Here is a 12,352-nt window from a genome sequence, read left to right as displayed (position 1 = left end):
AGGCTCGATGGGGTGCGGTCCTATCGGGAGGTCCTTTCCAGCTCCGCGGTGCGCAATGTGCTACTGCTGGGTGCGCTGGTTCGAATCCCGTTCTTCGCCGGATCCGTGCTGCTCGCGTTGCATGTAGTGCAGACGCTGCACGGCTCCTACGTTCAGGCGGGCCTGCTGAGTGCGATCGTCACCGTCTGCGTCGCGGTGAGTGGACCCTGGCGCGGCAGGTTTCTCGATCGGCTGGGGCTGCGGCGCACGATCCTGCCTTCGATCCTGGTCGGTGCCGTGTGCTGGTCCTTCGCGCCGTTCGTCGACTACGTTCCGCTGCTGGTGCTCGCCGCGGTCGCGGGACTGTTCGACATTCCAGTCTTCACGGTGGTGCGCCAGGCCGTCATCGCGGTCACGACCGAGCAGAACCGGCAGCCCGCGCTCGCATTGGAATCGGTGTCGGTGGAGGCCGCGTTCATGGTCGGGCCGGTGCTCGGTGTCGGCGCCACTGCGGTCTGGTCCACCACCGTCGTGTTGTTCTGTGTGCAGATGTGCCTGGTGCTCGCGGGCGTTCTGGTGTGGCTGCTGAATCCGCCGTTGCGGTCTGCCGACAAGGATTGCTCGGACGCGAGTCCGGTTGCGCGACGCGCCTGGTTCCGCATCGAATTCGTGGCACTGTGTGTCGGCGCGTGCGCCGCCGTAGCAGTGCTCGCGGGCTCCGAGCTGACTTTCGTCTCCGCCATCCGAGAGTTCGGTGCGCAGCGCTGGCTCGGCGTGATCCTGGCGATCTGGGGCTTCGGCTCATTGGTCGGCGGCCTCGTCTACGGCTTACTGCGCCGGCGTATTTCGACGTTTCTGCTACTCGCGGGCCTCGGCGCGACAACCATCCCGATGGCTTTCGCCGGTGGCCCGGTGTTCCTCGGTGCGGCGGGCTTGTTCGCCGGCCTGCTGTGCGCACCGACCCTCACCGCATCCGTCGACCAGTTGAGCCGGATCGTGCCCGAATCCGGTCGTGGTGAGGCCATCGGCTGGCACGGCGCGGCAATGACTCTCGGCAACGGCGTCGGTAGTTCGGTCGCGGGCATCGCTATCGACGCGGGCGGCTACGCCGCAGGCTTCGGCGCGTCCGCGGCCCTCGGGCTCATCCCCGGGGTGGGACTGGCGCTGCTGGTCCGTGTCGCGTTGCGGCGCAGCGCAATGCGGCAGCAGGAGTCTGCGCGCCGAGCCTTCGAGAAGACCACCTGAACCCCAGCGCTCCTGCGTCCCGGTTCCGAACCAGCAGCGTGAGTGGCACATGGCTGCGGCAAAAACCGTGAGGGCCCACCATGGTGTGCCACTCGTGGGTCGAGGACGCGTGGCTCGGGGCGGTTGGTTGCGTGGCAGAGTTGCTTTATACGTATACATCTACTTATAGTAGGTCCAGGCGGAATGCTGGGTGATTCGAAGGTTGGCATTCCGGAAAACAGCAGATCAATGAGCCGCGACGGGGTCGATGGGTGCCGCCGTTGGTACTTCGATGCACATTTGCGCATTGATTCATGAAATGAGGGGAATATGTCCACTGATACGCAGAAGCTGTCCAGTGCCGCGTCCGAGGAGCAGTCGGCGGCCGAGGGGATCGACCTGCACAAGGGTGTTCCGGAGGAGTTCGTCGAGGTGGTGCTGAAGGTCGGGCCCGGTGGTGCCAGGCGGCAGCGCTTCTTCGGTCGGCTCGTCGGGGAATCGCGGCAGTACAGCAAGTCCGGGATCGAGACGGTTCGGGTCTATCTGAGCCGTAAGGGCAAGTATGTGGTGCATGTTCAGCGGTCGGAATGGTCGGACCTCGCCGAGTCGACCGACTGGTTCAAAGACTGGAAGAACTGGAAGAACTGGCGCGGGATGCTCGGCGCCGACGGGTCGGGTCGTGGTGACTTCACGGTCGAGGTGGTGGACTCGCTCGCACAGTTGCGCGACCGGGTGCCGGAGAAGATCTACCGCATGCTCGCCGACGTGACCGAGCACCCGTATTCCCAAGATCTCGACGTCTGAACTGCCAGGGTCTGACCGATAAAGTCTCGAAAGGACTTCTCCGACATGTTCGCTCGACTGGGACGCGTGGTCGTCCACAATCCGTGGAAGGTGATCGGCGCGTGGCTGCTCATCGTGATCGCGGTGGTGGCCTCGGCGCCGAAACTCACCTCGACCACCGACCAATCCGAATTCCTGCCCTCGCATTACGAGTCGATTCAAGCGATGCAGTTGCAGCAGCAGGCCTTTCCGCAGAGTGCGGCGCCTGCGGCGATCATCGTGTTCAAGCGGGCCGACAATGCACCGCTGAACGACGAGAACGCGGCGCAGGTCGCGGCGATCGCGACAAAGCTCGGTGACGAAAAGATCAAGGACGTCACCGGAATTCAGCCCGCGCCGCCTGCCGAGAATCGGCTCGTGCAGATTGCCGCCGTGCAGATGACGAAGGTCACCACCGCAGGTGACACGACGCAGAGCGATGCGGTCGAATCACTGCGTGACGCGCTCCAGGCGCAGCTGAAGGATACGGATCTGAAGGCGGGCCTCACCGGTCAGGCAGCACAGATGCTGGACCAGACGGAATCCAGCGCGAAGGGCATGGCCATCATCGGCATCGCCACTATCGTGCTGATTCTGGTGCTGTTGCTGATCATCTTCCGCAGCCCGGTGATCGCACTGTTGCCGATCATCGTGATCGGCGGGGTCTCCAGCACCGTCGGCGGCCTGATCGCCATGGTGAGCAAGGCTTTCGACCTCAAGGTGGACAGTTCGGTCAACGCCATCCTGCTGGTCGTGCTGTTCGGCGTCGGCACCGACTACATCCTGTTCCTGATGTTCCGCTACCGCGAACGGCTGCGGGCCGGCGAGGATCCGAAGACCGCCATGGTCAGTGCCGTCACCCGAGTCGGTGAGGCGATCACCTCGGCAGCGGGCGCGGTGATCATCGCGTTCATGGCGCTGACGCTGTCCACCCTCGGCATGTTCCGTGCGCTCGGTCCGGCACTGGCGATCGCGGTCGCGGTGGCGCTGCTGGCTGGACTCACCCTCGTTCCCGCGATTGTTTCGTTGCTCGGCACCAAGGTGTTCTGGCCGTCGAAGGCGTGGCAGGTGGAGCCGAAGGGAGCGCGTTTCGCCGCGGTCGGCGCGGCGCTCGGGCGTCGTCCCGGTGCGTTCGCCGTGGTCTCCGGTGGCCTGCTCCTCGCACTCGGCGTGTTTGCCTTCGGTTTCAACCCCACCTTCGACCTCAGCTCGGGTTCGACCTCGGACACCTCCGAATCCGCCGTCTACAGCAAGGAATTGCTCAAGGGCATGCCGGCGGGAGCCACTCAGCCCTCGGATGTGCTGCTGCGCTCGGAGGGGGGTGCACTGACCGCCGCTCAGCTCACGGATTACCGTGCCGCGCTGGCCGGTGTGTCGGGCGTCGGCCAGGTATCGGAGCCGCATCCGTCGAGTGACGGAGTGGTCGCCGAATTCCAGGTGACGCTGAGCTCCGCGCCGGAATCGGATGCCGCGCTGGACACGGTTCGTGGTCCGCTGCGCGACACTGCACACGCCGCGGCGCCCGCAGGCGCGACCGCCGTCGTGGGTGGCATCACCTCGGTCTTCGTCGATTTCCAGGATGCGATGAACCATGACTACAGCGTCGTGTTCCCGGTGGCGGCCATTCTGATCATGATCGTGCTTGCGCTGCTGCTGCGCAGCATGGTCGCACCGTGGTACCTGATGGCTTCGGTATTCCTCGGATTCGCCGCGACGCTCGGCGCCGCGGTGCTGGTTTTCCAGCATTTCCAAGGCAATTCGGGCCTGATCTTTACCCTTCCGGTGATCATGTATCTGTTCGTGGTCGCACTCGGCACCGACTACAACATCCTGATGGTCGCCCGGTTGCGGGAAGAGGCCTGCGAGGGCCGCGACCCGCGCCAGGCCGCCGCGCTCGGCGTGCACCACACCGGCCCGACCATCGCCGCGGCGGGCGTCATCCTGGCGGGGACCTTCGCCTCGATGATGTTGGCGGGCAACAATGTGTTGTCTCAGATGGGCTTCGCCATCTCGGTCGGCATTGCCATCGCCGCCTTCGTCATGGCGATGTTCTTCACCCCGGCGGTCACCGCGCTGCTCGGCCACCGGGCCTGGTGGCCGGGTCACGGTGATCGGGGTGCGAAGCAGAGTAACGCGAGCTCGCCATCCGACGACTATTACGCCCCGCGCCGAGACGATGCCCAGCAGGTTCCCGCTGCTAGCGGCGGATCGAACCGGGGTTGGTCGAACACCGGGGAGTGGCGCAGGTAATCACGAACGAAAGGGCCGTCCGCTCAGAACATCCGAGCCGGGCGGCCCTTCCTTCGTCTGTGCGTTCGGCTGACGGTGCGATGGGCTGGTGGCGCAGGGGCGTTGGACCTTGCGGGCGCAGTCGAGGACTCAGCGACCGTGATGGGAAGGATGTCGACAGCGTCGCCGATGTGCAGCAGGCTCTGGTCGGCAGCTAGGGGCGAACTCGAGGTTGGTCGACCACCGGGAGCGGCGCGGATAGCCACCGCGAAAAGGCTGTTTGTTCGGATGTTCGGAATGGGCGGCCTTTTGGCGTCTCAGCGATCAGCTGACGGCGTAAGGGCGGCGGACCTTGCGGGCGGAGTCGAGGACTCGGGAGACAACGGCGCGGGGGAGGCCGACCTCGTTGCCGATGCCCATCGGCGTCCAGGATTGGTCGGCGAGGGTCAGGATCTCGGCGAGTTGTTCCACCGGAAGGGTGGATAGGCCGCGGTCGGCGATTTCCCGTGCTACTGCCCATACTTCGACGTCATCGAGTTCGGCGACGATCTCGTCTGATTCGGATACGAGGGAGTCGGCGGAGAGCGCTTGGACGGTTTCGTTGATCACGTCGACAGAATTACGGCGCGGGAGGTCGCCCGTGATGGACGGTTCAGCGTCTGTGGTGCTCTCGGCGCGGAGTTGCGGGCCGCTGCGATCGGCCTCGGCGGTGTCCGCGTTGTCGGCGGGGCGCTCCGTGCTGGTGTTGCGCTCGAAGTGGTTGTTGCGCTGTGGTTTGCGCTCGGATCGAGTCGGCCGCTCCTGGTCGGCAGTAGGATCGACGCGCTCTGTGTGGTTGCGGGACTGCGCTTTCCGGCTGTCGGCTGCTACTGGACTATCGGCAGTGGCAGGTTGTTCGGTATGTCCGTGGCGCTCGACCCCATTGCGGGACGGTGGTTTACGGAGTTCAGTCGAATCGGTCGCAGCCTTGTCGATAGCGGCGGAGCTCTGCGCCGCGGCCTGATGGCCATTGCGTCGGGGGAGCGGGACCGCGTGCAGCGGGTAGCCGATGGTCGGATCGAGCTCGGCCGGTGCCGAACTATTGTTGCTGCCGGATTCCGTGGTCTCGGCGTGGGGTTCGATTGTCGGCTCGATCAGCGCTTCGAGATCGCGTGCCGCGAGTAATTCCAGCAGGTCGGCTGGCTCGTCCCGGGGGATCGCCGCGACCGGGACGGCGGTGTCGGCGGTGACACGGTGACTCGGCTGCACTCCGGGCAGATCGTTCGACTCGACCACCGATGCGCTGTCGATCAGCACCGCATAGCGCCCGGACACCCACGCGTGCAGCCAGATCACGACGCCGACCATGACCGGCGCGATCGCGTACTCGGCGGCGCGACCGAGCGTGCCCGCGGCCAGATGCGGGCCGGCGTTCAAGGCGATGGTGGTGCCGAGCAATGCGCTCTCGAAGAAGATGACTTTGCCGCGGGCGAGTTCACGACCCCATCGCGCGGCCGTCGTCGCGGCGACCATGATGGTGATGATCGGGATCGAGATCATCGCCTCGATGCCGTAGCTCAACCAGTACAGCGGGTCGGTCATATCGCCGCTGGGGACCAGGTTGTGCTGCACGTTGACCCCGGCCCACACCATGCCGAGCACCACGACCGCGATCAGCGCCCGCGACGACCATTCCGCGCGCCGGTACAGCTGGGCAAGCCGCGCATCCTGATTCGACACCCGTCGACGCGCCGCGAGCGCCCGCCGATGCCATCGCGCGTCGGCATCGTCGGACTTCCTGATGGCGGCCGCGGTGCGTCGGTCGCGCTCCTCGGCCGCGAGCTCGTCCTCGACTGCCCGCCGCCGCTGCCCACGCCGCTGGGCCCGAACCCATTCCGCGAGTTCGCGTTCCGCCGCGATCTCCGCATCGGACAACACCGCCAACAGCGCCGCATCGTGTTGCAACGGCAACTTGCCACGTGCGGCGGCAACGCGCTGCGCCAATGCGTCGATCTCGGAACTGGCGATCTCGGAATTATTGGTCGACGGTCCGTCGCGCATCGCGAGCCTTCCCGGGAGCAGGTGTCATACCGTGAGACCTACTTGCTCGAACATATGTGTGATCGCAGTGAGACTAAACCGACATCTCCCCGAGGTCAATGCCGACGCTCGAACACCTGCTCGAATCGAGAGCGGCCACCCATTCGAATCATGCGAGCGATCGGCGCCCCCATCACGCGTTCTTGTGGCAGACCGCCTCGAGCATGATGCCGTCGGGGTCGGTCCAGAATGTGGCGTAGTAGGGCGGCGGATACTGCGGGAATTCTTGTGGAGTATGGACGACTTCATCGCCGCGGGCGGCGGCCCATGTGTGCACGCGGTCGACAGCCGCGCGGGTCGGGACCATGAAGGCGAGGTGCTGAAGTCCGGGGTGTGCGCGCGAATAACCGGACGATTCGGCGGGGTAGAAGAAAAGGAAGGTGCCTACCTTGCCATTGCTCGGCCGGTAGGCGAATTGTGTGTCATCGTGCACCAGCAGCTCGTAGTCGAGCAGCGGCATGAGTTCGTCGTAATAAGCATGGGCGGCAACGAGATCGCCGACGTTGATGCCGAGGTGTCCTAGGGGCATCTTCGCAATGTAGCTCGATCAGCTGAGTGTGGTGTGCCAGACGATGGCGGCCGCAAGCGCGCCAGCACCGTTGACCGACCAGTGCAAGGCGATCGGGGCGAGCAGGCTGCCACTGCGCCTGCGAAGCCAGGTGAACACCACGCCCGCGGCGGCGGTCGCCGCGACGGCGAGCATGATGCCGATGATCTGGCCGGCGACGCCGCCGCCGATTAATCCGCTCAGTCCCCGATTGCCCGAGGTCAGGCCGAACGACGAGGCGACATGCCACAGGCCGAACAGCAGTGAGCCCGCGGCGAACACGCCACGGGCGCCGTAGACCCGATCGAGGGTGCCGTGCAGCACGCCGCGGAATGCCAGTTCCTCGGGGATCACCGTTTGCAGTGGGATCACGATCATCGATGCGATCAGCGCTCCGGAGATGGTGGCGTAGCGGTCGGCGAGGAAGAACGGACGGGTCATCGGCAGCATCGCACCGACCGCGACGACGGCGAGCACCAGGCCGACAGCGGCCAGCGCGTATATCGAGCCGCGGCGCCAGTGTCGTGGCGAGAGTCCCAGCTCGGACCAGCCGAGTCCGCGCCGTCGAACCAGCGCCAGCAGCGCGAGGGCGGCGATCGGGACGGTCACGATGCTGGCCCAGGCCGTGGTGAAGTGGGCGATCAGATTGGTGCTTGCCAGGACGGCCACAACGACGGCCACGTCGATGTACGCGTGCAGTGTGTGGCCGGGCGGGGCCGCTTCCTCGGAGTCCTGTTGAAGCATCCGGCCCAGTCTACTTATCCGCGTCGGCCTGGGAAGATCTGTGATCGATCTGACTGAAACGTGTTTCAGTCAGCCCATGCTTTCGGGTCGGCCCAGGCCTGTAGCGTGCGCGTGGTTTCGAAGCGGCGCGGCACGCCGGTGACCGGGTCGGTGAACTCGAGCGACGAGGCGAGCAATTGCAGTGGCCTGGTGAAATCGTCCACCAGCTTGTCGGTGAGCACCGGGTAGAAATCGTCGCCGAGGATCGGGATGCCGAGACCGTTCATATGCAGCCGCAGCTGGTGGGTGCGACCGGTGAGCGGGCGCAGCCGGTAACGGCCGAGCCCGTCGCGGTGCTCGAGCAGTTCGATCCGCGTTTCGGCGTTGGGCTCACCGGCCACTTCCTGCGCGACGAGCACGTGCTTTTCCTTGATGATGCGGCTGCGCACCGTGCGCGGCAGCTCGAGCGCCGGGTCGAACGGCGCGATCGCCTCGTACTCTTTGCGGACGGTCCGCTTGTGGAACATCGTCTGATATGCGCCGCGTCGCGCCGGATTGGCGATGAACAGAATCAGGCCCGCGGTGACGCGATCCAGCCGGTGGGCCGGGATCAGATCGGGCAGCTCGAGCTCGCGGCGCAGCCGAACCAGCGCGGTTTGCAGAATGTGCTGACCGCGCGGAATGGTGGCAAGAAAGTGCGGCTTGTCCACCACGAGCAGGTCGTCGTCGCGGTGCACGACGGTGATATCGAAGGGAACGGTGGTCTCGTCGGGCAGGTCGCGGTGGAACCACACCGCGCCACCGGGGACATACGGCGCGTCGAGCGTGAGCGGACCCTCGAGATCGACAATGCCGCCTTCGCGCAGCAGTTGGTCGATTCTGGCCGTAGGCACTCGGGGCAGCCGCTCGACCAAATGGTCACGAACGGTCGCCCAGTCACCCTCCTCCGGCAGGCGGAGGCGGGCTGGATCCAGGCCGTACCGCTTGGGTAACGGCGGCTGCTGCCTCCTTCTCATCGGGACCAACAGTAGTCGGGTCGGTCTCAGGACCTGGACGCGCTGTCCGGAGCCGCCTCAGAATCCGCGCAGTCGGTCGGGCCGGATGCGAACGGCGACGGAATACTCGGCGAAAAATTCCTCGGCGGTCATCGAGATATCGACAAGGCCATCGGCGTATTTCTCGGCAAAGACGGCCTTCTCCTCGGCGGTGGCGCCCGTTTCGTCGATGCGCGCGGCGCCGGTGAGGACGACGACGTCGCCGCCGGTTTCGGTAGCGTTGAGGTTCAGCGAAACCCGAGGATTACCGACGATATTGCGCAGCTTGGGCTTGTCTGCCTGGCTGAACAAGAGAAATTCCGTGCCGTCCCAGCGGAACCAGACCGGATTCGGTTGCGGGGTTCCGCTGGCCCCGACGGTAGTCAGCCAGATGGGTTGTTCGCTGTTCAGGCGTGCGGCGACCTTGGCGCCGAACTGGGTGCCGGTGTCGACGACAGGTGTGGAGCGATCGGATTCCGTGGCGGTCATGACGGTAGGTAACGCAGCGCTGGTGCTGTCGATTCCACCGACGCTCCGGCTAGGGTTCCGCGCGTTCGTCGAGCACCATCAGTCGGGCTTCCACCAGCGTGCGGCGCGCCCGGCGGCGCACCTTGCACACGTCGACGCCACAGGAAAGGTGCACCTGCATGGCGCGATGGGCCTGGTCTGCGGTGAGCTCGCCAGGATCGGTACGACAATCGGAAATAGTCGAAATAACTTGCGTAACGAACATTTTCGCAACGAAGGAACGCCACCAGAATCTCGTCGGCCGCATGGTGTGTCGGTAGCGGTCTGCGACCGTCGACGATGCCGGGGATGGGATCGAGATGCGCGAAACGCCGCACCCGCTGGGCGAAGCGGATGCGGCGTCGGACAACCGTGCGGAACTACTTCCAGTAGGCCTGGTATTTGATGGCCGTCTTCGGCAGGTTGTGGGTGGTCTTGAGGGTCTTCACGATCGAGCGCGTGCTGGCACCATCACAGGCGACCCACGCGAATGCGTCACCGGGGCAGGCGATTTCCTGTGCCTTTTCGCGCAGCAGGCGCCCGTCGTCGATGCGCTGCATCCAGGTCACCTGGTGGTGCGGTTTGTTGCGCAGCGGCAGGGTCTGGTCGGATTCGTACTGCCATTCCAGCCATACGCGGGCCGGGGTGTCGCCGATGGCCTCCAGCAGCGAGTTGATGGCGGGCAGTGACGCAGTGTCGCCGAAGACGATGTACTCGCTCGGAGTGGCCTCCGGCAGTGTGAAATTGGACCCGAGCACCGTGACGTCGAGCTTGTCGCCGACAGCGGCTCGCTGCGCCCACTTGGTCGCCGGTCCGTCGTGCAGCATGAACTCGATGAAGAAACTGTCGCCCGCGGGATCGGGATCGACGAGGGTGTAGCCGCGGTGGTGCAGCTTGTCGCTGGTCTCGTCCGGAATCCACAATCTGACCCACTGGGTGGGGTGCACCGGGTGGTCGGCGAGCAGTCCACCCGCGGTGAAGCCGATCCGGATGAATGTGTCGGTCAGGTACTCGGTCGAGGTGACCGTGAGCTGGTAATCATCGCCGCCCCAGGCCTTGACCAGTACTCCGTTGAATCCCTTGCCCATGCGACTAAGGTTAGCCTAACGACACTTGATTGTCGCGTGCTACCTGTCACCGGCTGAGCGACCGAAAGCGGCCACCGAGCGTTCGGTGGCCGCTTTACCTTGCGGCGCCGGGTATTACGAGGCGTCGTTCATCACAGGCTGCAGGGCAGGAACGCGACACTGGCCACCGTGCACTCGGATTCGCGGGTCAGCTTCCAGGTGCCGTCGAGCTGGCGCCAGGTGAGGTTGAACTGGAACGGGTCGAAGCCGTCGACGGCGGTCTGCAGCTTCGCGCTGAGGGTGTTGCCGTTGACGCTGACCGGGCCGAGGATGGTCCACCGGAAGCTGGGCGGCGCGGCGGCCATGGCCCCGCCGACCTGGTCGAGCAGCGGCAGTCCGGCCTCGCCCGCCTCGAGTTCGGCGGCGCGGGCAGCGCGGGACGCGCCGGTGTTGATCGCGAGCGCCAGCTTGGCTTTCAGCTCGCCGGTGCCGGGGGCCTCGGCCCGCAGCGGCGCGGTGAGCGGCGCCGCGATGGCCGGCGTCGACACGGTTGCGGTGGCGAAAGCGCCGATCAGCGCGGTGGCTGCGAGCGTGACGACCTTCTTGCGTGCGGTGCTGAGCATGGGTGTTCGTCCAATCTTTCGGGGCTGGGTGCTTCGGTGATCCCGAGCACCCGTACAGCAATATAAGGTAAGCCTATGCAAATATGAGGGGCCGAGTTTGCGGCTGTGTTCGCGAACACAACACGGACGGGCACGGCGCTCGCGAGAGAGTGGGAGAGCGGAGTGGAGACCCTTCTGGTAGTCGGTGCGGGACCCAAAGCCCTAGCGGTGGCGGCGAAGTCGCATGTACTGCGGAAACTCGGATTACCCGCGCCGCGCGTGATCGTGGTCGAGGCGCACGCGGTGGGTGGCAACTGGCTGCCCAGCGGCGGCTGGACCGACGGTCGGCACCGGCTGGGCACGAGCCCGGAGAAGGACATCGGCTTCCCGTACCACTCCACTTGGGCGCGCGGCCACAACGGCGCGATCAACGAGGCGATGATGGCCTACAGCTGGACCGCCTTCCTGGTCGAGCACGGCACCTATGCCGAATGGATCGATCGCGGCAGACCTAGTCCGCAGCACCATGTTTGGGCCAAATACTTGCAGTGGGTGGCGCGCGAGATCGATCTGGAATTGGTGCTCGGCGCTGTCGGTTCGATCAGGCAGCGGCCGGATGCGGCGGTCGAGGGTTGGCTGGTATCGGTCGCCGACGCCGATGGCGGCATGACCGAAATCGACGCGGACGCAGTGATGATCACGGGTCCAGGGCGCAGCACCAAGGCGCTCGCCGAACATCCGCGCGTGCTCAGCATCGCCGAATTCTGGGATCTGGCCGGTAGGCGTCGGCTTCCGGTCTGTTCGCGTGCGGCGGTCATCGGCGGGGGTGAGACGGCGGGATCGGCGTTGGACGAACTGGTCCGGCACGAGATGCTGACCATCTCGGTGATCTCGCCGATGGCAACCCTGTACACCCGCGGCGAAAGCTTCTTCGAGAATGCGCTCTACAGCGACCCGAACAAGTGGAGCGCGCTGAGTATGCAGGAGCGGCGCGATGTCATCCGGCGCACCGACCGCGGCGTGTTCTCCGTTCGGGTCCAGGAAAGTCTGTTGGGCGACAGCCGCGTTCATCATCTGCAGGGGCGCGTGACCCGCATCGTCGAGCAGGGTGAGGGCGTGGCGTTGACGCTGCGCAACGAGTTGCGCGCCGACCAGGTGCACAACTTCGACCTGGTGGTCGACGCGACCGGCGGGCAGCCGCTGTGGTTCCTCGACCTGATCGACGCCGATGCCAAGGATCTGCTGGAGCTCGCCATCGGTGGCCCGCTCACCCAGTCCAGGATCGAGTCCGCTATCGGCTACGACCTCGCTGTCGCCGGCCTCGGCGCCAAGCTCTACCTGCCGAGCATGGCCGCGGTGGCGCAGGGGCCCGGTTTCCCGAATCTCAGTTGCCTCGGCGAGCTTTCCGATCGCGTGCTGCGCACCGCTCCCGTGCGTTCCTCGGCTCGTGCGCGTGTGAACGTGAGCGCGCTCGCCAGCTGAGCAACCCGACGGCAACGTAGGGTAGGCTGCCCTTACTATCGTCGAGATGAGGTTCGG

12 protein-coding genes are annotated in these 12,352 nt (G+C 65.7%); 4 read left to right on the top strand and 8 right to left on the bottom strand.

The window, feature by feature from the left end:
* Positions 1-12: 12 nt before the first annotated feature.
* The 3 genes from ACLMAL_RS00835 to ACLMAL_RS00825 all read left to right on the top strand — a co-directional run bounded on the left by ACLMAL_RS00835 (position 13) and on the right by ACLMAL_RS00825 (position 4,275).
* Positions 13-1,224 (top strand): MFS transporter, encoded by a 1,212-nt coding sequence (locus tag ACLMAL_RS00835; RefSeq protein ID WP_411997335.1) that lies wholly within the window; start codon positions 13-15, stop codon positions 1,222-1,224.
* 309 nt (positions 1,225-1,533) lie between these two features.
* Positions 1,534-2,007 carry an EXLDI protein gene (locus tag ACLMAL_RS00830; protein WP_411997334.1) on the top strand — a complete coding sequence of 158 codons (474 nt, stop codon included), beginning with the start codon at positions 1,534-1,536 and terminating at the stop codon, positions 2,005-2,007.
* A 45-nt stretch (positions 2,008-2,052) separates the two neighbouring features.
* Positions 2,053-4,275 (top strand): MMPL family transporter, encoded by a 2,223-nt coding sequence (locus ACLMAL_RS00825; RefSeq protein WP_411997333.1) that lies wholly within the window; start codon positions 2,053-2,055, stop codon positions 4,273-4,275.
* A 303-nt stretch (positions 4,276-4,578) separates the two neighbouring features.
* On the opposite strand, the gene ACLMAL_RS00820 is transcribed toward ACLMAL_RS00825, so the two are convergent.
* From ACLMAL_RS00820 to ACLMAL_RS00785, 8 genes are all read right to left on the bottom strand, one after another.
* Entirely contained in the window at positions 4,579-6,294 is a 1,716-nt protein-coding gene (locus tag ACLMAL_RS00820; protein ID WP_411997332.1) for a hypothetical protein, read from the bottom strand.
* A gap of 172 nt (positions 6,295-6,466) precedes the next feature.
* Complete coding sequence (locus ACLMAL_RS00815; protein WP_411997331.1) at positions 6,467-6,862, bottom strand: VOC family protein; 396 nt, start codon at positions 6,860-6,862, stop codon at positions 6,467-6,469.
* Between the two features lie 18 nt (positions 6,863-6,880).
* Positions 6,881-7,624 (bottom strand): CPBP family intramembrane glutamic endopeptidase, encoded by a 744-nt coding sequence (locus tag ACLMAL_RS00810; RefSeq protein ID WP_411997330.1) that lies wholly within the window; start codon positions 7,622-7,624, stop codon positions 6,881-6,883.
* Positions 7,625-7,689: 65 nt separating this feature from the next.
* Positions 7,690-8,619 (bottom strand): RluA family pseudouridine synthase, encoded by a 930-nt coding sequence (locus ACLMAL_RS00805; RefSeq protein WP_411997329.1) that lies wholly within the window; start codon positions 8,617-8,619, stop codon positions 7,690-7,692.
* Between the two features lie 57 nt (positions 8,620-8,676).
* Entirely contained in the window at positions 8,677-9,126 is a 450-nt protein-coding gene (locus ACLMAL_RS00800) for a TIGR03667 family PPOX class F420-dependent oxidoreductase (protein ID WP_411997328.1), read from the bottom strand.
* Positions 9,127-9,175: 49 nt separating this feature from the next.
* A complete protein-coding gene (locus ACLMAL_RS00795; protein ID WP_411997327.1) occupies positions 9,176-9,370 on the bottom strand; it encodes a hypothetical protein in 195 nt (64 codons plus the stop codon).
* Positions 9,371-9,524: 154 nt separating this feature from the next.
* Positions 9,525-10,232 carry a siderophore-interacting protein gene (locus tag ACLMAL_RS00790; RefSeq protein ID WP_411997326.1) on the bottom strand — a complete coding sequence of 236 codons (708 nt, stop codon included), beginning with the start codon at positions 10,230-10,232 and terminating at the stop codon, positions 9,525-9,527.
* Positions 10,233-10,363: 131 nt separating this feature from the next.
* The gene (locus tag ACLMAL_RS00785) at positions 10,364-10,834 is read right to left on the bottom strand and encodes a hypothetical protein (protein ID WP_411997325.1); all 471 of its coding nucleotides are present in this window, start codon (positions 10,832-10,834) and stop codon (positions 10,364-10,366) included.
* A 162-nt stretch (positions 10,835-10,996) separates the two neighbouring features.
* Here ACLMAL_RS00785 and ACLMAL_RS00780 point away from each other — a divergent pair, with 162 nt between their 5' ends.
* Entirely contained in the window at positions 10,997-12,295 is a 1,299-nt protein-coding gene (locus ACLMAL_RS00780) for a SidA/IucD/PvdA family monooxygenase (RefSeq protein WP_411997324.1), read from the top strand.
* The last annotated feature ends 57 nt before the right edge of the window (positions 12,296-12,352 follow it).

It is taken from the genome of Nocardia sp. CWNU-33 (assembly GCF_046764895.1).
Lineage (GTDB): Bacteria > Actinomycetota > Actinomycetes > Mycobacteriales > Mycobacteriaceae > Nocardia.
This window is presented reverse-complemented; position numbering and strand designations above follow the sequence as displayed.